The 20,263-nt window shown below is 71.4% G+C and carries 19 protein-coding genes; 15 read left to right on the top strand and 4 right to left on the bottom strand.

Translation table 11 applies throughout. From position 1 onward, the window contains the following. Window positions 1-15 precede the first annotated feature (15 nt). The 8 genes from ABR571_RS07680 to ABR571_RS07715 all read left to right on the top strand — a co-directional run bounded on the left by ABR571_RS07680 (window position 16) and on the right by ABR571_RS07715 (window position 8,016). Window positions 16-813 (top strand): hypothetical protein, encoded by a 798-nt coding sequence (locus ABR571_RS07680; protein WP_409452601.1) that lies wholly within the window; start codon window positions 16-18, stop codon window positions 811-813. A gap of 144 nt (window positions 814-957) precedes the next feature. Further along, window positions 958-2,292, top strand: a complete 1,335-nt coding sequence (locus ABR571_RS07685; protein WP_409452602.1) for a hypothetical protein — start codon at window positions 958-960, stop codon at window positions 2,290-2,292. 57 nt (window positions 2,293-2,349) lie between these two features. Further along, window positions 2,350-3,669, top strand: coding sequence for a DUF6350 family protein (locus ABR571_RS07690; protein WP_409452603.1), 1,320 nt, complete (start codon window positions 2,350-2,352; stop codon window positions 3,667-3,669). A gap of 9 nt (window positions 3,670-3,678) precedes the next feature. Then, window positions 3,679-4,248 carry a phosphoribosylglycinamide formyltransferase gene (gene purN / locus ABR571_RS07695; protein ID WP_409452604.1) on the top strand — a complete coding sequence of 190 codons (570 nt, stop codon included), beginning with the start codon at window positions 3,679-3,681 and terminating at the stop codon, window positions 4,246-4,248. Between the two features lie 4 nt (window positions 4,249-4,252). Next, complete coding sequence (gene purH, locus ABR571_RS07700; RefSeq protein ID WP_409452605.1) at window positions 4,253-5,824, top strand: bifunctional phosphoribosylaminoimidazolecarboxamide formyltransferase/IMP cyclohydrolase; 1,572 nt, start codon at window positions 4,253-4,255, stop codon at window positions 5,822-5,824. A 44-nt stretch (window positions 5,825-5,868) separates the two neighbouring features. Further along, window positions 5,869-6,735 (top strand): bifunctional methylenetetrahydrofolate dehydrogenase/methenyltetrahydrofolate cyclohydrolase, encoded by an 867-nt coding sequence (locus tag ABR571_RS07705; protein WP_409452606.1) that lies wholly within the window; start codon window positions 5,869-5,871, stop codon window positions 6,733-6,735. 1 nt (window position 6,736) lies between these two features. Beyond that, window positions 6,737-7,018 carry a DUF3017 domain-containing protein gene (locus ABR571_RS07710; RefSeq protein WP_409452607.1) on the top strand — a complete coding sequence of 94 codons (282 nt, stop codon included), beginning with the start codon at window positions 6,737-6,739 and terminating at the stop codon, window positions 7,016-7,018. 26 nt (window positions 7,019-7,044) lie between these two features. After that, on the top strand, window positions 7,045-8,016 hold the full coding sequence (locus ABR571_RS07715; protein WP_409452608.1) for a malate dehydrogenase: 972 nt from the start codon (window positions 7,045-7,047) through the stop codon (window positions 8,014-8,016). Here ABR571_RS07715 and ABR571_RS07720 read toward each other — a convergent pair. After that, entirely contained in the window at window positions 8,009-8,389 is a 381-nt protein-coding gene (locus ABR571_RS07720; protein WP_409452609.1) for a hypothetical protein, read from the bottom strand. The two genes, ABR571_RS07715 and ABR571_RS07720, sit on opposite strands and share 8 nt — an antisense overlap. Here ABR571_RS07720 and ABR571_RS07725 point away from each other — a divergent pair. Continuing rightward, complete coding sequence (locus ABR571_RS07725) at window positions 8,379-8,666, top strand: hypothetical protein (protein WP_409452610.1); 288 nt, start codon at window positions 8,379-8,381, stop codon at window positions 8,664-8,666. The two genes, ABR571_RS07720 and ABR571_RS07725, sit on opposite strands and share 11 nt — an antisense overlap. 157 nt (window positions 8,667-8,823) lie before the next feature. Here the strand turns inward: ABR571_RS07725 and ABR571_RS07730 are convergent, their stop codons facing one another. Together ABR571_RS07730 and ABR571_RS07735 are read right to left on the bottom strand one after the other, a co-directional pair. Further along, on the bottom strand, window positions 8,824-9,708 hold the full coding sequence (locus ABR571_RS07730) for an FMN-binding negative transcriptional regulator (protein ID WP_409452611.1): 885 nt from the start codon (window positions 9,706-9,708) through the stop codon (window positions 8,824-8,826). Window positions 9,709-9,762: 54 nt separating this feature from the next. Further along, window positions 9,763-11,451, bottom strand: coding sequence for a DUF885 domain-containing protein (locus tag ABR571_RS07735; RefSeq protein WP_409452612.1), 1,689 nt, complete (start codon window positions 11,449-11,451; stop codon window positions 9,763-9,765). 82 nt (window positions 11,452-11,533) lie between these two features. Here ABR571_RS07735 and ABR571_RS07740 point away from each other — a divergent pair, with 82 nt between their 5' ends. From ABR571_RS07740 to ABR571_RS07765, 6 genes are all read left to right on the top strand, one after another. Then, window positions 11,534-13,711, top strand: a complete 2,178-nt coding sequence (locus tag ABR571_RS07740; protein WP_409452613.1) for an NADP-dependent isocitrate dehydrogenase — start codon at window positions 11,534-11,536, stop codon at window positions 13,709-13,711. Between the two features lie 289 nt (window positions 13,712-14,000). Further along, window positions 14,001-14,855, top strand: a complete 855-nt coding sequence (locus tag ABR571_RS07745) for an alpha/beta fold hydrolase (protein ID WP_409452614.1) — start codon at window positions 14,001-14,003, stop codon at window positions 14,853-14,855. Window positions 14,856-14,956: 101 nt separating this feature from the next. Continuing rightward, window positions 14,957-16,267, top strand: coding sequence for a hemolysin family protein (locus ABR571_RS07750; RefSeq protein ID WP_409452615.1), 1,311 nt, complete (start codon window positions 14,957-14,959; stop codon window positions 16,265-16,267). 46 nt (window positions 16,268-16,313) lie between these two features. Beyond that, window positions 16,314-17,330: a tryptophan--tRNA ligase gene (gene trpS / locus ABR571_RS07755; RefSeq protein ID WP_409452616.1), complete on the top strand. Its 1,017-nt coding sequence runs from the start codon at window positions 16,314-16,316 to the stop codon at window positions 17,328-17,330. Continuing rightward, the gene (locus ABR571_RS07760; protein ID WP_409452617.1) at window positions 17,327-17,896 is read left to right on the top strand and encodes a 2'-5' RNA ligase family protein; all 570 of its coding nucleotides are present in this window, start codon (window positions 17,327-17,329) and stop codon (window positions 17,894-17,896) included. Before trpS ends, ABR571_RS07760 begins: the two co-directional genes overlap by 4 nt. A 9-nt stretch (window positions 17,897-17,905) precedes the next feature. After that, a complete protein-coding gene (locus ABR571_RS07765) occupies window positions 17,906-18,988 on the top strand; it encodes a YhjD/YihY/BrkB family envelope integrity protein (protein WP_409452618.1) in 1,083 nt (360 codons plus the stop codon). A gap of 7 nt (window positions 18,989-18,995) precedes the next feature. Here ABR571_RS07765 and ABR571_RS07770 read toward each other — a convergent pair whose 3' ends face one another. Next, window positions 18,996-20,216 carry a D-alanyl-D-alanine carboxypeptidase family protein gene (locus tag ABR571_RS07770; RefSeq protein ID WP_409452619.1) on the bottom strand — a complete coding sequence of 407 codons (1,221 nt, stop codon included), beginning with the start codon at window positions 20,214-20,216 and terminating at the stop codon, window positions 18,996-18,998. Between the last annotated feature and the right edge of the window lie 47 nt (window positions 20,217-20,263).

Genomic DNA, 20,263 nt, shown 5'->3' on the forward strand with positions numbered 1-20,263 from the left:
ATCTAGGAGAGGGACATGACCTTCCAACCGCCACCGCCGCCCCCGGGCGGCAACCCGCCCCCGCCCCCTCCGCCCGGTCAGTGGGGCCCGCCGCCAGGTGGCGGCTACGGGGCTCCCCAAGGGGGGTTCGACCCGAAGAACGTCAACCCGCTCGACTGGGGAATCGTCGGTGCGGGCGTGCTGGCCTTCATCTTCTCGTTCATCAACTTCTACACCTACTCGGCCAAGGGCGGCTTCAGCGGCATCTCGGTCGACCAGAGCGCGTGGAGCGGTTTCCTGAGCCTGCTGGCCATCCTGCTGATCATCGTCGGGACCGCGTTGATCGCGCTCGACCTGTTCGCGCCGCAGGTGAAGCTGCCGATCCCGACCCGGCTCGCCGGACTCGGTGCCTTCGCACTGGCGACGCTGCTGCTGATCATCGCCCTGTTCACCGTGCCGGACTACGGCGGCGGCGGACCGGGCTACGACAGGGCGGTCGACGAGGGTCACGGCTTCGGCTACTGGGCGACGCTGCTCATGTCGATCGTCGGTCTGGTCCTGTCGCTCATGCGGCTGCAGCAGACCGGCGGCAAGCTGCCGGGCGCCCTGGGCAACGTGCCGAACATCGGCGCTCGTGGCCCGCAGGGCGGGATGAGCGGCGGTCAGCCCGGTCCGGGTGGGGCACCGGGGGGGATGAGCGGCGGTCAGCCCGGTCCGGGTGGGGCACCGGGGGGGATGAGTGGCGGTCAGCCCGGTCCGGGTGGTGCACCCGGCGGTACGCCCCCGGCTCCGCCGCCTGCGCCGCCGGGTTACGGCCCGCCGCCACAGCCCTAGGGCTACATCGAGTCGTCCACATGCCGGGGTGCGCATTGCGCACCCCGGCGTTTGTACGTTCGCGCCCCGTTTGGGGGGCTTCGGGCGGGGGGACGCTAGGGTCGGTTTCGCTCAGGTCCCGAAGTCCGAAAGGTTTGATGCGAGATGACCTACGGCCCGCCGCCGGGTAGTCCAGCCGACCAGCCGGGCGGAGGTTACGGTCCGCCGCAGGGTGGTCAGCCGGGGCCTTACGGTCCGCCGCAGGGTGGTCAGCCGGGGCCTTACGGTCCGCCGCAGGGTGGTCAGCCGGGGCCTTTCGGTCCGCCGCAGGGTGGTCAGCCAGGCCCGTACGGTCCGCCGCAGGGCGGTCAGCCAGGCCCGTACGGTCCGCCGCAGGGCGGTTACGGCCCGCCTCCGCAGTACGGACCGCAGCCGGGCGCCCACCCGGGAGGACCGCAGCTCGGCGGACCGTACGGCGGCAGCCCCTACGGCGCCGGTTCGACCAAGCCGGGCTTCGACCCGAAGTCGGTCAACCCGCTCGACTGGGCCGCGCTGGGCTTGCCCCTGCTCGCCCTCATCTTCTCGTTCTTCAGCTACTACAAGTACTCGGCCAAGGGCAGTTTCGCCGACGCGTGCGGCAATTCGTGCTCGAGGACGACGAGCGCATGGTCGGGATTCTTCGGCTGGTTCGCCATCCTGCTCGCGTTGATCGCTGCTGCGCTGATAGCGATCGAGCTTTTCGCCCCGCACGTGAAACTACCGCTACCCACGCGGCTGGCCGCTCTGGGCGCACTCGTCCTGAGCGTGATCTTCACGCTGCTCGCGCTGCTCGTCGTCCCTGACTACCAGGGGGGCGGCTCGGGCTACGACCAGGCCATCGACGAGGGACATTCGTTCTCCTACTGGATCGTGCTGATTCTGCTCATCGCGGCGGCTGTCGTCACGTTCCTCCGGTTCCGGCAGAGCGGCGGCACGCTGTCGGACTTCGGCGGGTCGAAACGCAGCCACCCGGCCGGGCCCGGAGGGCCGGGATTCGGAGCGGCCGGCCGGCCCGGGTACGGCGCGCCCACGTACGCCGGCTCGGGGCCGCAGCCCGGCTACGTCTCCCCGCCGCCGCCGCAGGGCTACCAGCCCCCGCCGTCACAGGGTTACCAGCCGCCGCCGTCCCAGGGCTACCCGCCACCGCCGCCACCGCCGGGCGGTTCCCAGCCGACGCAGCAGCAACCCCCGGTGGGCTACCCACCGCCGCCGCAGAGGTACGGGCAGCCGGGGTACGGCCAGCAGCCGGGTTCCCAGGTACCGCCGCAGGGTTACCAGCCGCAGCCCCCACCGGGTGGCTACCAGCCCCCGGCCGGCGGTTACCAGCCGCAGCCGCCCCAGGGTCCCCCGGCCGGTCAGCCGCCCGCGCCGCAGGCCGCGACGCCGCCTCCGCCGTCGCCTCCGCCGGGCTCGTCGGATGAGCCGGACCAGCCGTCGGCGGATCAGCCCAGTCAGTCCTGAGGGTGCACCGCGGCGCGTCTGCGGCTGATCGACAGCGATGTTTGCCAGCCTGGACGGGTGCCTGCCGCCCGCGTCGACTCTTCCTTGTCGCGCGGCGCCCGGTCGGCTGACGCGGCGCCGGGACCGTCGGCGCCGCGTTCGATCCGGCTCACCGCTGCGTGGACCGGCGCCGGCGCGGCGCTGGTCTGCGCTGTCGTCGCGATCGCTGCCGTCGCCGTGTGTTGGCTGCCGGCTGCGGGGGAGACCGGCAGCGCTCGCTCGGCATTGCACGCCGGCGTTCTGACGTTCCTCGCCGCGCTGCACGGTGGGATCACCGTCGACGGGCTGTCGGCCGACTTCGTCCCATTGGGCATGACGCTGCTCGTTGCTGCGGTGTCCTGGCGGGCCGGCGCGGGACTGGCCCGTGCCGCCGACGACGTCGAAGACCTGACGCTGCGGTCGCTGGCCGAAGCCGCCGCAGTGCAGGCCGGCACCTTCGCGGCCGTGTGCGGCGTCGCTGCGGGCTTCGCGACGCTCGGCACGAGCAGCGTCTCGGTGGTCCCGGCGGTCCTCGCCGGGCTGATCCTGTTCGGCGGCACCGGCGGGATCGCGTTCGTCCGCGCAACGGCCCTCGGATCCGAGATCGGTTCGCGGACACCGGACTGGGTCGGGCCGTCCCTTCGAGCCGCCGCCGCCGGAGTCGCCGTGTACCTGGCGGCCGGTGCCGCGCTGGTCATCGGCTCCCTGGTCGTCCACCATCAGCAGGTCGAGGCCCTGTCGCGCCAGGTCGGCGGCGGCTGGTCGGGTGCGCCGGTCCTGCTGCTCGGAGCCTTGGCGGCGCCGAATGCGGTCGTCGCCGCGGCGTCCTACCTCGCCGGGCCGGGTTTCGCCCTCGGCTCCGGAAGCGGGGTCGGCCTGAGCTCGACGGTCCATGGCACCGTCCCGGCGTTCCCACTGCTCGGCGCCGTGCCCAGCGGACCGGCCACGACACCGGTGTGGTTGCTGGCCGGCGCGACGCCGATCGCCGCCGGGCTCTGCCTGGCCCGGGTGGCCCGCGCCGACGCCGAGTCCTGGCGGCTGCGCCTGCGCAACGCTGCCGCGGCGGCTGCGGTGGCCGTCGTCGCCGGCATCGCCCTCGCGTGGCTGGGCGGCGGCGCAATCGGAAGCGGACGCCTCAGGGCCTTCGGCGCGTCGCCCTGGCAGTTCGGCCTCGCGCTCGGCGCCGGGCTCGCCGTCGTCAGCGGGGCCGCGCTCGGTGCGCTGGCCGGCGTCGCCTGGTGGCGCTCCCGCGACGACGAGCTGCCGGGCGTGATGCGGGCAACGCTCACCGCAGTCACCTCGATGGTCACCCGCGACGACCCCGGCGACGCCGACGAGGACGGCAAACTCGCCGGGTAGGGTGGCCGCGTGCGCAGGGTGGCCCGGATCGTGATCCTGGCCTCGGGCAGCGGCAGCACCCTGCAGGCGATCCTCGACGACGCCGATCTGGGTCGGCAGGTCGTCGCCGCGGGCACCGATGTGCCCGGCTGCCCGGCGATGCAGCGGGCCGAGCAGGCCGGCGTCCCCACCTTCTCGGTGGCACTGCGCGATTTCGCTGGCCGCGCCGCGTGGAACGACGAGCTGGCCTCCGTACTGGCGAAGTACGAACCGGACCTCGTCGTCCTCGCCGGCTTCATGCGGATCCTGGCCCCACAGGTCGTCAGCCGGTTCCGCATCGTCAACACCCATCCCGCCCTGCTGCCCGCCTTCCCCGGCGCGCACGCGATCCGCGACGCCCTGGCCGCCCGAGTCACCAACACCGGCGTCACGGTCCACTGGGTCGACGAAGGCGTCGATACCGGTCCGGTCATCGCCCGGGCCGAGGTGCCGGTGCGGCCCGGCGACGACGAGAACACCCTGCGTGCCCGCATCCAGGCCGCCGAGAAGCCCCTTTACCGCCAAGCCCTGCGACAGCTATGCCGAGAGTTGGAGTCATAATCTGATGACCAAGATCGCCGTCCGCCGCGCCCTGGTGAGCGTCTATGACAAGACGGGCCTTGAGGAGCTCGCCCGCGGGCTGCACGAAGCCGGAGTCGAGATCGTGTCGACCGGATCCACCGCGGCGCGGATTCGCGAGGCCGGCGTTCCGGTGACGCCGGTGGACGAGGTGACCGGTTTCCCCGAGATCCTCGGCGGTCGGGTGAAGACGCTGCACCCGCATGTGCACGCGGGCCTGCTCGCCGACCAGAACGACGCGTCCCACGTCGAGACGATCACCGGCCTGGGTATCGCGCCGTTCCAGTTGCTGATCGCGAACCTGTACCCGTTCGCCGAGACGGTCGCGAGCGGGGCGTCCCACCCCGAGGTCATCGAGCAGATCGACATCGGCGGCCCGGCGATGGTGCGGGCCAGTGCGAAGAACCACGGCTCGGTCGCCGTGATCACCAATCCGGCGCGCTACGCCGACGCGCTCGCCGCGGTCCGGGACGGTGGTTTCGACCTCGCCGCCCGTCAGCGCCTCGCCGTCGAGGCCTTTCGGCACACCGCGGTCTACGACATCGGCGTCGCGTCCTGGCTCGGCAGCGTCGTCGCTCCTGACGACGAGGTGGGCGGGCAGTCCAGCGGGTTCCCGGGGTGGGTGGCGGCGAGCTGGGAACGCGCGGGTGTCCTGCGCTACGGCGAGAACCCGCATCAGCGGGCCGCGCTGTACGTGTCTCCCGACTCCAGCATCGGCATCGCCCACGCCGAGCTGCTGCAGGGCAAAGAGATGAGCTACAACAACTACGTCGACGCCGACGCGGCCTGGCGCGCCGCATACGACTTCCAGGACCCGTGCGTCGCGATCATCAAGCACGCCAACCCGTGCGGTATCGCCGTCGGGGCCGACATCGCCGATGCCCACCGCAAGGCCCACGCGTGTGACCCGACGAGCGCGTTCGGCGGAGTGATCGCCACCAACCGCCCGGTGAGCGCCGAGATGGCCGAGTTCGTGGCCACGATCTTCACCGAGGTCCTGGCTGCACCGGCGTTCGAGGATGCGGCGCTCGAGGTGTTGCAGAAGCGCAAGAACCTGCGGCTGCTCATCGCCGCCCCCCGCCCCGAAGGCCCGGGCGTCGAGCTGCGGCCCGTGTCGGGCGGGCTGCTGTTGCAGAGCGCCGACCGCATCGACGCGCCGGGCGACGATCCGGCCACCTGGACGCTGCAGGCCGGCGAACCGGCCGACGTGCAGACCCTGGCCGACCTGAGCTTCGCCTGGCGGGCCGTCCGTGCCGTGAAGTCGAACGCGATCCTGCTGGCCTCCGACCGGGCCACGGTCGGGGTCGGCATGGGCCAGGTGAACCGGGTCGACTCGTGCCGCCTCGCGGTGGACCGGGCCGGCGAGCGCGCGGCCGGGTCGGTTGCCGCGTCGGATGCGTTCTTCCCGTTCGCGGACGGACCGGGAGTGCTCATCAGCGCCGGCGTCCGGGCGATCGTCGAACCGGGCGGCTCGATCCGCGACGACGAGACCATCGCGGCGGCGAAGGAAGCGAACGTGACGCTCTACTTCACCGGCACCCGTCACTTCGCGCACTGACCGCCTGCCCGGTCGGTCAGCGCGAACTGGCAGGATGTGGCCACGTGACAGCCACGACGCTCGACGGAACCGCCACGCTGACAGCGATCAAGGCGGAGCTGACCGAGCGGGTGTCGGCGCTGGCCGCGCGGGGGATCCGTCCCGGCCTCGGCACCGTCCTCGTCGGCGACGACCCGGCCAGCCGGTGGTACGTCAACGCCAAGCACAAGGACTGTGCCGCGATCGGGGTGACGAGCATCCGCCGGGATCTACCCGCGACGGCCACCCAGGAAGAAGTCGAAGCGGTCGTCGCCGAGCTCAACGCCGATCCGGCGTGTACGGCATTCCTCGTGCAGCAACCGACGGGCCTCAACGAGTTCGCCATCCTCGCCGCGGTCGACCCGGCGAAGGACGTCGACGGCCTGCACCCGACCAACCTCGGTTGGCTGGTGCTGGGCAAGCCGGCGCCGTTGCCGTGCACGCCGACGGGGATCATCGAACTGCTGCGCCGCTACGACGTGCCGATCGCCGGCGCCCACGTGGTGGTGGTCGGTCGGGGCATCACCGTCGGTCGGCCGCTGGCGCTCATGCTCACGCGTCGCAGCGAGAACGCCACGGTGACGGTCTGCCACACGGGCACCCGTGACCTCTCCGAACAAGTGCGGCAGGCCGACATCGTCGTGGCGGCGGCCGGCTCCCCGTCGCTGATCACCGCCGACATGGTCAAGCCGGGCGCGGCCGTGCTGGACGCGGGCGTCAGCCGGGTCGACGGCAAGATCGCCGGCGATGTCGCGCCGGACGTCGTCGAGGTCGCGGGGTACCTCAGCCCGAACCCCGGCGGCGTGGGACCGATGACCCGGGCCATGCTGCTGCGCAACGTGGTCGAGGCCGCCGAGCGCGGCGCGGCCGCTGCGCAGCCGGCCAGGGCATGACGTGCTCGGCCGGGCGCTGCGCTGGATCGAGGAACAGCTCCCCTTCCTCGTCGTGCTGCTCGTCGCCGGCACGGCGTTCGTCTACCTGATCTTCGAACCCGGACGTTGGGGTCGGGGGTCGGGCGTCGTCGCGGTGGCCGTGCTGCTCGCCGGCGTCCTCCGCGCGACGTTGCCCACCCCTCGCGCGGGCATGCTCGCGGTGCGCGGGCGGTGGGTGGACACCGTCGCCTACTTGGCCCTCGGTGGCGTGATGCTCGTCGTCGACATCCGGCTGCACGGCTGAGCCGGGGGTGGCCTAGCCTGCACAGCATGGCTCCCGTCACCGTCACCGTCACCGGCGCCGCCGGCCAGATCGGCTACGCCCTGCTGTTCCGTATCGCCTCCGGCCACCTGCTCGGCCCGGACGTGCCCGTGCGACTTCGGCTGCTGGAGATCGCGCCCGCGCTCAAGGCCGCCGAGGGCACCGCGATGGAGCTCGACGACTGCGCCTTCCCGCTGCTGTCGGGCATCGACATCACCGATGACCTCAAGACCGCCTTCGACGGCACCAATGTCGCCCTGCTGGTCGGCGCCCGTCCGCGCGCGGCGGGGATGGAGCGCGGTGACCTGCTCGAGGCCAACGGCGGCATATTCGGCCCGCAGGGCAAGGGCCTCAACGACCACGCGGCAAGTGACGTCAAGGTGTTGGTGGTCGGCAATCCGGCCAACACGAACGCGCTGATCGCGCAGAAGAACGCGCCCGACATCCCGGCCGGCCGGTTCACCGCCATGACCCGCCTCGACCACAACCGGGCACTTTCGCAGCTCGCCGGCAAACTCGAGGTGCCGGTGACGGCGATCGAGAAGATGACGATCTGGGGCAACCACTCCGCCACCCAGTACCCGGATCTCTACACCGCGCAGGTCAACGGGCGCAGCGCCGCCGACCAGGTCGACGAGAAGTGGTTCAAAGAGACGTTCATCCCGACCGTTGCCAAGCGGGGTGCCGCCATCATCGAGGCACGTGGCGCGTCGTCGGCGGCCTCGGCGGCCAACGCCGCCATCGACCACGTCTACGACTGGGTGAACGGCACCGAGTGGACGTCGTCGTCCATCGTGTCCGACGGCTCGTACGGCGTTCCCGAAGGGCTGATCAGCTCGTTCCCGTGCCGGGCGGTGGACGGCGAGTGGGAGATCATCCAGGGCGTCGACATCAACGACTTCTCGCGGGAGAAGATCGACGCGTCGGTCGCCGAGCTCACCGAGGAGCGGGACGCGGTCACGTCCCTCGGTCTCATCTGATCCGCCGCGCCTCTGCTGCAGGCTGGGCGCCGGCCAGCCTCAGGGCGGCGGTGACGTAGTGATCGGCCAGTCGCGCAGGTGAGACGTTACGGCGCGGGTCGTACCACTCGCTCGTGCGGCTGCACATGTCGAGCACCATCACGGCGACGCGGGTCGCCGCGTCGGCGCCCCCGATCAGGTCGAACGCCTTCGCGCCGGCGCCGGTCCGGAGCAGTTCGCTGAGCTCGGACCGCAATGCCCGCCGCCGCCGGACTATCTGCAGGTAGCGGTCGGGTGACAGGTGCAGGTATTCGCGGCGCACGACCTGGGCCAGTTCGGGGTTCACCAGGTGTCCCATGACGTAGGCGCGGACCCACGCCGACGTGCGCGGCACCGGGGCACCGCCCACGCCCGGTAGAAGAGCGCGGCCGAGGTGGCCAGCACTCGCCGCGCCGCGCGCCAAGGGACTCGACATCGAGTCGAGCACCCATCACGCGTTCCGCCAGATGCTCAAGCCGGACATCATCGGCTCGGCCTTCGCGATCAGCGTCTCCCTGATCATCTACTACCTGGCGGTCGGCTTCTTCCCGGTCTACTTCCAGACGATCTTCGGGTTCTCCCAGTCCAAGGCCAACGCGCTCGGCAACTGGAACTGGACGTTCAACGCGTGATCTTCCTGCTCGCCGGGTTCTGGAGCCCGCGCCGGGCCCGGCAGGAGGAGCAGGAGCACGAGGCGATGGTGGAGCGCGAGGTGGCCAAGCTGCACGCGTGACGCGCTGATCTTGTGCAGACACGTGGGCGGTGGCCCACGTGTCTGCACAAGATCGCTCAGGTGAGCGGGGTCCGCTGGCGAAGTTGGGCGAGCGCCGCCGCATCCCCGGGAGCGCCGCGGTGCTCGAGTTCGCCGGCGACCTTGGCGCGGTGCTCGTCGTCGGCGTTTCCGCCGTACTTGAACTTGGCGCGCACCTCGCGGACGGACAGCCGCAGCCCGCGGATGGTGTTGAGCCGCCGCCCGTGCTCGACCGGGTCGGCGACGTCGCTGCCCGGCTCGTTGTCGCCCAGCTGGGTGCGCAGGATCGCGGCCTTGTCCTCGGCGCCGTCGAGCACCGTGGCGTCGGCCACCAGCTGGACGCCGGCGTAGTAGGTGGTCGGGATGCCCATGCGTGGGTCCTCGTCGCCCACCGCCTTCCACGCCGCCGGGACGTAGGCCCAGTCACCGGCCACGCTCAGGACGACGGCCGGGTTCTCCTCGATCGCCGCCCAGATCGGGTTGGGGCGGGCGAGGTGCAGGACCACCTCGGCCGCCGAGACCAGGCTGAACTGAGTCGGGACGATGACCGGGATGTCGCGGCCGCGCCCGCCGGCGATCAGCTGGCCGAACTGCTGGCGGCGGATGAAGTCCATCCACTCGTCCTCGGAACTACCGGCGTCCCACGGATGAATCAGCACGCCGTCAGCGTAAGGACGGGCGCCACCCGCGGTACCGGGCCGATCAGGCGGTGCTGGTCGGGACGTAGCCGGGACGTCCGGCGGGCTCCACTCCTCCCACAGTTCGGCGAAGTCGGCACCGAACGGGTCCTGCCCGCGGCTGGGCATCGACGCGCGGCCGGTGGCGGCGAGCACGGCCGCCGCGTCAAGCACGAGCTCGCCGCCGCGCTCGCGCGCAGTCACCTCGCTCGCGTCGTCGCCGTCGAACACGAGCAGAGGGCGCATGACCGAAGACTAGAACACGTTCTCATTCGCCGCGAACGGCGGACGGACGACCCGTCAGATCTCGTCGAGCACGGCCGCGCGCAGCACGTCCAGCCCGACCGAGCCGATGTCGAGCGCCCGGCGGTGGAAGGCCTTGAGGTCGAACGCGTCGCCCGCCTTGGCCCGGGCGTCCTCGCGCAGCTGCAGCCACATCCGCTCGCCGACCTTGTACGCGGGCGCCTGCCCCGGCCAGCCGAGGTAGCGGTCGAGCTCGAAGCGCAGGAACCCCTCGGCCAGGTTGGCGTGGGCCCCAAGGAACTGCCAGGCCTTCTCGTAGGTCCACTCGCCGCCGCCGACCTCGGCCGGTGCCGGGAAGCCGCAGTGGATGCCGATGTCCAGCACCACCCGCGCGGCCCGCATCGACTGAGCGTCGAGCATGCCGAGGAAGTCGGCCGGGTCGTCGAGGAAGCCGAGGTCGGCCATGAGCCGCTCCGAGTACAGCGCCCACCCCTCGCCGTGCCCGCTCGACCACGAAGCGAGCCGCCGCCAGCGGTTCAGGATCGCGCTGCGGTACGCGGTCTGCGCCACCTGGAGGTGATGGCCGGGCACCCCCTCGTGGTACACGGTGGTCAGCTCGCGCCACGTCCCGAACTCGGTGACGCCCGCCGGCACCGACCACCACATGCGCCCGGGGCGCGTCACGAGGTCCTCGCTCGGACCGGTGTAGTAGATGACGCCGTCGTGGCTCGGCGCGATGCGGCACTCGAGCCGGCGGATCGGCTCGGGGATGTCGAAATGGGTGTCGGCCAGTGCGGCGATCGCCTCGTCCGACTTCGCCTGCATCCACTTCTTCAGCGCGTCGGTGCCGGACAGCAGGCGGGTGGGGTCGGCGTCCAGCGCGGCGAAGGCCTCGTCGACGGAGGCACCTGGCTGGATGCGCTGCGCCGTCTCGGCCATGAGGGCCCCGATCCGGGCGAGCTCCTGCTGGCCCCACTCGTAGGTCTCCTCGAGATCGACCTGCGAGCCGAGGAACGCGCGCGAGCACAGCGCGTAGCGCTCGCGCCCGACGGCGTCCGGCTCCGGCGCCTGCCCGGCCAGCTCACCACTCAGGAAGTCCGCGAGCTGTTCGTAGGCCGCGACTGCGAGCCCTGACCCGCGCTCGAGGTCGGCGCGGACGGACGCGGGCAGCGCCGCCCCGTCGTCGGTGGCGGCCTCGCCGGCCAGCCGCGGGAAGAAGCCGTCCGGAGCGACGCTGTCCGCGCACTGCCTGACCGCGGCCGCGACCTGCCGGCGCGCGGACACGTGCCCGTCGGCGGCGGCGGCCCGCAGGGACGCCGTGTAGCCGTCGATGGCGGCCGGCACCGCGGCGAGCCGCTGCGCGATCGTCGCCCAGTGCTCGGCGGTGGCGGTGGGCATGAGGTCGAAGACGTCGCGGATGTTCTGCAGCGGCGAGGCGATGTTGCGCAGCTCCGACAGATCCGCGCCGAGCTCGCGCAGCTGCTCGGCGACCGCGAGGTCCTCGCGTAGGGCGGCGACCGTGATGCGGTCGTTGGCGTCGGCGGGCTCGGCCCAGTCGAGCTCGGCCAGCGTGCGTTGCCGCAGCTGGGAGACCTCCGCGCGCCACTCCGGGTCGTAGGCCGGCAGCTCGGCGTCGTAGCCGGGGATGCCGAGGTTCGTGGCGTCGATCGGGTTGAGGGCCACCGCCTGGTCGAGGTAGCGCTCGGCGAGGGCGTCCACGGCCGTGGGGGTGCGCAAATCGGTCATGCTCAGCAGACTAGGGCCCGGGGACAGGGCGATTCGCGCAGCAGGTATCTTGATGTCAAGAGAACTTAGCGAAGGACGGGCCATGAAGATCATCTACACGCACACCGACGAGGCGCCTGCTCTCGCGACGCAGTCCCTGCTGCCGATCATCGAGGCGTTCGCGGCACCGGCCGGGGTCGAGGTGGAGCTGCGCGACATCTCCCTCGCCGGGCGGATCCTCGCCCAGTTCCCCGACCGCCTCCGTCCCGAGCAGCAGGTGGCCGATGCGCTCGCCGAGCTGGGCGAGCTGGCCACCACGCCCGAGGCCAACATCGTCAAGCTGCCCAACATCAGCGCCTCGGTGCCGCAGCTCAAGGCGGCCGTCGCCGAGCTGCGCGACCAGGGCTACGACCTGCCTGACTACCCGGAGAAGCCGACCACCGACGAGCAGCGCGATGTCCGAGCCCGCTACGGCAAGGTGATGGGCTCGGCCGTCAACCCCGTCCTGCGCGAGGGCAACTCCGACCGCCGCGCGCCGGCGTCGGTGAAGGCGTACGCCCAGAAGCACCCGCACTCGATGGGTGCCTGGTCGCCGGACTCGAAGTCGCACGTGTCGACGATGACCGACGGCGACTTCCGGTCGACCGAGAAGTCTGTGACGGTCGACGCGGCCGGCTCCGTCCGCATCGAGCACGTGGCCGACGACGGCCAGGTGACCGTGCTGAAGGAGAAGACGCCGGTGAAGTCCGGCGAGGTGCTGGACGCGTCGGTGATGCGCCGGGCCGCGCTCGATGCGTTCCTCGCGGCGCAGGTGGCCGAAGCGAAGGACCAGGGCGTCCTCTTCTCGGTGCACCTCAAGGCCACGATGATGAAGGTGTCCGACCCGATCATCTTCGGCCACGCCGTGACCGCCGTCGTCGGCGACATCTACGAGCAGTACCCGGACGTCAGCCCCAACGACGGTCTCGGCAGCCTGCTCAGCGCGCACCCCGAAGCGCGCGAGGCGGTCGCCGCCGCTCTGGCGGCCGGCCCGGCCATCGCGATGGTCGACTCCGATCGCGGGATCACCAACCTGCACGTGCCGAGTGATGTCATCGTCGACGCCTCCATGCCGGCCGCGATCCGGTCGTCAGGCCAGATGTGGAACGCCGGCGGCAAGCAGCAGGACACCAAGTTCGTCATTCCCGACTCGTCGTACGCCCCCCTCTACGCCGAGACCGTCGACCACTGCCGACAGCACGGCGCCTTCGACCCGGCGACGATGGGCACCACCCCGAACGTCGGCCTGATGGCGCAGAAGGCCGAGGAGTACGGCTCGCACGACAAGACCTTCGAGATCGCCTCCGCCGGCACCGTCCGTGTCGTGGACGCGGCGGGGAAGACCTTGCTCGAGCAACCCGTCGCGGCCGGCGACATTTGGCGGATGTGCCAGACGAAGGACGCTGCGATCCAGAACTGGGTGGAACTCGCCGTCGACCGGGCGCGGGCGACCGGCGCACCTGCGGTGTTCTGGCTGGACGAGAAGCGGGCCCACGACGCCGAGCTGCTCAAGAAGGTGCGCCCCGCCCTGGCGAGGCTCGACACCGACGGACTGCAGCTCGAGGTCATGGACGTTGCCGCGGCGACCCGGTTCACCCTCGAACGCGCCCGCGCCGGCCAGGACACGATCTCGGTGACCGGCAACGTGCTGCGCGACTATCTCACCGACTTGTTCCCGATCCTCGAGCTGGGCACGAGCGCCAAGATGCTGTCCATCGTCCCGCTCATGAGCGGCGGCGGTCTGTTCGAGACGGGCGCCGGTGGTTCGGCGCCGAAGCACGTCCAGCAGTTCGTCAAGGAGAACCACCTGCGGTGGGACTCGCTCGGGGAGTTCCTGGCGCTGGCCGTCTCGCTCGAGATGCTGGCCGACAAGACCGGTAACCCGAAGGCGAAGGTGCTGGCGACGGCGCTCGACCGGGCGACCGGCACGTTCCTCGAGGAGAACCGCTCGCCCTCCCGGCGCGTCGGCGAGCTCGACAACCGCGGCAGCCACTTCTACCTCGCGCTGTACTGGGCGCAGGAACTCGCCGGCCAGACCGACGACGCCGAGCTGGCCGCCACGTTCCGCCCCGTCGCCGACGCTCTGGGCCGCGACGAGGCGACGATCGTGGCCGAGTTGAACGCCGTCCAAGGCGCGTCGGTGGACATCGGCGGTTACTACCGTCCCGACGCGGCGTTGGCCGCCGACGCCATGCGGCCGAGCCCGACCCTCAACGCTGTGCTGGACGCCGTCATCCGTTGACCGCTCGGCCGCCTACTTCACATTGACTTAATACAGCCGGCGCGGGCGCCAACGCCGTCGCCCGTACCTGCTGGTATGGCGGACGCGCGGATGGCCTTACGTGGTAGGGCATTGCGGCGCGCCGTCCTCGGCGCGTCGAGTCGACGTAGCTGTGACAGTGTGTCATTCTGTGAGCCAGGTCACGAGGTTTCCGGACGCCACCTGGGTAACGTCCGGATAACCGGTCGGTGACGAAACACGTCACTGGTTGGCAAGGCGCTCCCGCCGGGCGCGCGGCGAGGAGGCAACGATGCTCGCGTTCGAGCGGCACGGTTCGGGCGATCCGTTGGTCCTCGTCCATGGCGTCACTCATCGGCGGCAGGCCTGGTATCCCGTTCTCGACCAGCTGGCCGAGCAACGCGAAGTGATCCTGGTCGACCTGCCCGGGCACGGACAGTCGCCGCCCTTGGTGACGGAGGGCCGCCCGGTCGCCGACGTCCTGCGCGATCACTTCAAGCAGTTCTTGACCGACCAGCAGCTCGACCGCCCGCACATCGCCGGTAACTCCCTGGGCGGTCTCGTCGCGCTGGTTGCCGGTGCCGAAGGCGATGCCCGCAGCGTCACCGCACTCTCACCGGCCGGGTTCTGGCGCACGAACGCCGAGTTCGCCTACACGAAGCAGATCTTCCTGCGGGCCTGCACGCTGAGCCAGAAGCTGGGCAGCCGCGCCCAGCTGCTCGCGCACACCCGCGGCGGCCGCAAGGTCATGTACGGCATCCTCACCGCCCACCCCGCGCGGGTCTCGCCCGATCAGGCCCTCGGCGACGTGCGCGGGTTCATGTACGCGCGACCGGCGCTGCGCGAACTGCTGAACGCGGCCGAGCCGTTCGACCGGCAGATCGCCCTCGACGTGCCGGTGACCATCGCCTGGGCCGCCCGCGACCTGGTCCTTCCGCCCTGGCAGGCTGAGGTCGCCAAGCAGATGTTCCCGCTGGCCGAGCACATCTTGATGCGCGGCGTCGGCCACGTGCCGATGACCGACGACCCGCAGTTCGTCGCCAAGATCCTGCTGCGCGGCAGCGCGCCTGCGGCGAGCATCGCGCCGATCGAGTCGGCCCCCCGGGCGGCGGTCACCCGTCGCCGCGTGCACGCCGCGACCGCCTGACGCTTCGCCGGACGGCTCAGGCGATCGTCCGAGCGGCGGGGGCCACAGCCGCGCTGGCGCAGATGCGCCGGCCGTCGCCCGCGCGTCCGTAGACTCCTACCGTGCCCGGTGCCACGTTGCTGAACATCGGCATCGTCCTGCTCCTGATCGTCATCGAGGGCGTGTTCGTCGCCGCCGAGATCGCGCTCGTGTCCCTCCGCGAGAGCCAGGTGCGCGGCCTGGCCGAGAGCAGCCGCCGCGGCGCTGCGGTCGCCAAGCTCGTCGGCGACCCGAACCGCTTCCTCGCCGCTGTGCAGATCGGCGTCACGTCGACGGCACTGCTGTCCAGCGCCTTCGGCGCGATCACGCTGTCCGACGAGGCGAAGAAGTACTTGATCCGGCACGGTTGGGGGCATGGGCTCGCCGCCGCGACCGGCGTCATCGGTGTCACGCTGATCATCTCCTTCGTCACGCTGGTGCTCGGCGAACTGGCGCCCAAGCGGCTCGGGCTGCAGCGGGCCGAACAGGCGGCGACCTTCTTCGCGCCGCCACTGAGCCGGTTGGCGACGTTCTTCCGCCCGGTGATCTGGCTTCTGTCCAAGTCGACCGACGTGGTGGTGCGCCTCCTCGGCGGGGACCCTGGCGCCCGGCGCGAGCCGATCAGTGAAGAGGAATTGCGCGGGCTGGTCGCCGCGCACGAGTCGCTCACCAACGACGAGCGCCGCCTCATCGACGACGTTTTCTCCGCCGGCGAGCGATCGATCGGCGAGGTGATGGTTCCGCGGACGGACGTCACGTTCCTCGACGCGTCGATGACGGTGAGCCGGGCCGCCAAGGTGGCCGGCGACTCCCCGCACTCGCGTTACCCCGTCGTCGGACGCGACCAGGACGACGTGCTCGGGTTCGTCCACATCCGCGACCTGCTGGTCCCGACCATCCGGCACGACCGCGACCGCACGGTGGCCAGCGTGACCCGCGAGGTGAAGGCGATGCCGGGCAGCAAGCACGTCCTCAACGCGCTGTCGGAGATGCGCCGCGAGGGCCACCACATGGCGATCGTGGTCGACGAGTACGGCGGCACCGACGGAATCGTCACCCTGGAGGACCTCATCGAAGAGGTCATCGGCGACATCCGCGACGAGTACGACGCGGAGGTCACCGAGGCCCAGCGGCTGGCCGGCGGCGAGGTCGAGGTCGACGGCAAGCTCAACCTCGACGAGGTCGCCGACATTTGCGGCGTCACCCTCCCGGACGGCCCGTACGCGACACTCGGCGGATTCGTGATGGCCGAGCTGGGCCGGCTGCCGAAGGGCGGCGACGAGGTCGAGTACGAAGGGACCCGCTTCACTGTCGAGGTGATCGAGGGCCGGCGGGCGGCGCGGGTTCGGATCCCCCCGCCGGTGGCCGCGGCCGAGTCGACCGAGGCCAACTGACCGGGACGAATTCCGTCGGCCCGGTGGTGGAAGAATCGACGACATCATGGCTTCGACCTCCTTGCCCCGCGCGCTGTCGGGGATCCAGCCGACGTCCGCCTCGTTCCATCTCGGCAACTACATCGGTGCGCTGCGGCAGTGGGTGGCGCTGCAGGAGACCCACGAGGTCTTCTACTTCCTCGCCGATCTGCACTCGCTCACGCTCGAACCCCCCCTGCCGGCCGACCTGACGTACCGCAGCCGCAGCGCGGCCGCCCAGCTGATCGCGGCCGGCGTCAACCCGGAGCGCAGCGCGATCTTCCTGCAGAGCCACGTCGGCGGCCACACCCAGCTGTCCTGGGTGCTCGAGTGCCTGACCGGATACGGCGAGGCGCAGCGGATGACGCAGTTCAAGGACAAGATGGCCCGCGGGGCGGCAGTGAGCCTCGGGCTGCTGACCTATCCGACGCTGCAGGCGGCCGACATCCTCATCTACCAGGCGAACCATGTACCGGTCGGTGAGGACCAGCGTCAGCACGTGGAGCTGACCCGCAATCTCGCGCAGCGGTTCAACGCGCGCTACGGCGAGACGTTCGTGGTGCCCGACGTGTACATCACCAAGGAGGCGGCCAAGATCCTCGATCTGCAGGACCCGTCGGCCAAGATGAGCAAGTCCCTGCCCGAGGCCGGAACGCTGAACCTGCTCGACGACCCGTCGGCGCTGGCCAAGAAGATCAAGCGTGCGGTCACCGACACCGAGACCGAGATCCGCTACGACCCGGCGACGAAGCCGGGTGTCTCCAACCTGCTCGCGATCCTCGCCGCGGTCACCGACAGGTCCGTCCCGGCGCTCGAGGCCGAGTTCTCCGGCCAGGGGTACGGCGCGTTGAAGAACGCGGTCGCCGATGCGGTGGTGGCCTTCGCCGAGCCGTTCAACAGTCGCGTGGCTGAGCTCATGGCCGACCCGGCCGAGATCGACCGGATCCTCGCGCGCGGCGCCGAACAGGCCCAGCCGGTCGCGGCGGCCACGGTCACCGATGTCTACGAGCGGGTCGGCTTCGTACCGCCGCTCGGCCGCCGATGACCGACCTGCCCGTGTCCGAGGCGCCGGTCGACGAGGTGCTGCTCGGCGTCGCCATCGCCATCCCGCAGCCGCACGCCACCGTCCTGACGAACTGGCGCCGGCAGGTCGGCGACCCAGCCGCCGAGCTCGTGTTCCCGCACGTCACCCTTCTGCCGCCGACCCCGGTACCGGCCGATTCGATGGACGCGGTGGAGAAGCACCTCGCCGGCGCGGCCGCAGCCCACCAGCCGTTCGTCATGCATCTGGCGGGGACCGGCACCTTCCGTCCCACGTCACCGGTCGTGTTCATCCAGGTCGCGACCGGGGTGTCGGACTGCGAGCTGCTCGAACGCGACGTCCGTAGCGGACCGCTGGAGCGCGAGCTCGACTTCCCGTACCACCCGCACGTCACGGTCGCCCAGGACATCGGGGACGCGGGGCTCGACGACGCCTATGAGGGGCTCGCGGGCTTCGTGGCCCGGTTCCGGGTCGAGCGCTTCGTGCTGTTCTCGCGCGGAGGCGACGGCCTGTGGACGTGGCGCACCGAGTTCCCGCTCGGAAGTGCGGTTGCGGCGGCGGACGGGTAGTCCTTCGCCATGACACGGGTGGCCCGGCTTCGGGCCCGGGCCGCCGCCCGGTGGGCGGCGCTCAAGGAGCGGCATGCCGGGCTGCGCCACGTGGTGTCGGCCTGGGCTCTGCTCACCCGCAACCACGGCAACGAGTACGCCGCCGCGATCACCTACTTCAGCTTCCTGGCGCTCTTCCCGCTGGTCCTGCTGGCCGCGTCCGTCACCGGCTTCTTCCTGCACTCACATCCCGGCTTGGAGCAGGATTTCTTCGCCCGCATCGCCAAGGCGGTCCCTGGGAGCCTGGGCACGACAATCACCGAGGCGGTGCAGAAGGCGATCAAGAGCCGGCAGGGTGTCGGCATCGTCGGGCTCGTCGGTGTCCTGCTCGCCGGTCTCGGGTGGATCAACAACCTGCGCGGCGCCATCGACGGCGTGTGGGGACGTCCGCCGGCGCGGGTCAATTTCCTCAAGGCGCGGATCGCGAACCTGTTCGTGCTCGCCGGGCTCGGCCTGGGCATCGTCGTCTCACTCGGCCTCACGGTGATCGGGACGTCGCTGACCGATCAGATCGTGAAGGCACTCGCGCTCGACGGCGTACCCGGCTCGCACGCGCTGCTCAAGGTGGTCGTCATCGCCATCGCCGTGATCGGCGACGTCGTCATCTTCTGGTGGCTGCTGGTCCGGCTGCCGCAGATCGAGATGCCGCAGCGGATCGCGGTCAAGGGCGCGCTGCTGGCGTCCGTCGGCTTCGAGGTCCTGAAGATCGTCGGGACGTACACGATCGCGCACACCGCGAACAGCCCGACGGCCGGTCCGTTCGCCGGGATCATCGCCGTGCTCATCTGGATCCAGCTCGTGGCCCGCTTCATGCTCTTTGCCTGTGCGTGGACGGCGACGCTCACGGCCGAGCACGGCGCGGCGACGGTCGAGCCGGACGACCCGGACGACCCGGACGACCCGGACGAGCCGGACCCTACGGCCCCCGGTCCCGGTTCGGCGCTCACGCCCGCGACTGTCGGGGTCACTCTCGTCGGGGTGGGCGCGGTTGCCGGCGCGGCCGCGACGTTGACCGCAACGCGCGGACGGTGGCGGCCGAAGCGGCCGTCCTGAGCCCAGGTCAGCGAAGGCGCACGTAGCGCCAGCTGAAAGCGACGGCGATCGCGAGCAAGGCGATCACTCCGAGTAGTTGCAGCGTGGACGAGCCGCCCGTACCCGCGGCCCCCGCGCCGCCCAGAGCGTGCCGGAAGGTGGTCTTGGCCGAGTTCGTGTCACCGACCGGGACCGGGCGCGGGGTGTTCAGGGTGCCGACCGGTGCGGTGCCGGCCGGGAACGCCGCTGCCCACGCGACGAGCTTCGTCGCCTGCTGCCACTGGTCCTCCGGCCACCGCTGCGCCCGCAGCAGCACAACGCCGTAGCGGTGGCCGCCACGCTGCAGTGCGCCGACGAAGGTGTGTTGAGCGGCGTCGGTGAAGCCGGTCTTGGCCACGAGCGCACCCTTGACCTTGGTCAGGAAGTAGGCGTTCTGGTTGTCGAGCTCGACGGGCCCGAAGCCGTTGACCGGCTGGGCCGGCAGGGTCGCCCGCAGCGCGCGGTCGTAAGCGAGGAACCGCGGTTGGGCCAACGCGGCGCGCAACACCAGAGCCATGTCGTAGGCGCTGGTGAGTTGTTGCCACCCGTCCAATCCGGACGGCGTCTGTACGTAGGTGTCGTAGCCACCGAGGCGCTGCGCGGAGGCGTTCATCAACGCGACGGTCTTGGCCCGTCCGCCGGCCGCCTCGGCCAGCGCCTCCGCGGCGTCGTTGCCTGAGACCAGCAGCAGGCCGCGGAACAGCTGGTCGACGGTGTAGGTGCCACCGGGGACCAGGCCGGCGTGCGACCCCTCGGTGTCGGCGGCCCTACGGCTGACGACCACCCGCCGGGTGCCGGGCAGCAACGGCAGCAGGGTGATGGTCGTCAGCAACTTCTGGATGCTGGCCGGCTGGTAGCGGCCGTGCGGGTCACGTGCCGCCAGCACCCGGCCGTCGTCGAGGTCGACGACGATCCACGCGCGGGCGGTTACCGCGGCGGGGGGACGCGACATGCCACGCGGTAGGACGAGGCGGCGGCCGAGCAGTGCGGCACCACCCACCGGCTTCCCGTCCGGCCCGATGCCGCCGCGACCGGGGTGCGGGTCCGGCGCGGCGGGGGAGTTGCCACTGTCGGTTGGCGTAGGGGCCGACGGCGGGACGGCGTGCGTCGTCGGAGCCGTTGACGGCGTCGGGACGGCGGTCGCCGCCGGTGCGAGGGCGCCGGTCAGCAGCAGCGCAGCCAGCGCCCCCGACATCCCGCGATATCGCACCCGCCGAGGGTAGGCGGCGCCAGGCGCGGGCGCCCGGCGACATGCGC

Origin of the sequence: Jatrophihabitans sp. (genome assembly GCF_046262535.1) — a bacterium.
Lineage (GTDB): Bacteria > Actinomycetota > Actinomycetes > Mycobacteriales > Jatrophihabitantaceae > Jatrophihabitans.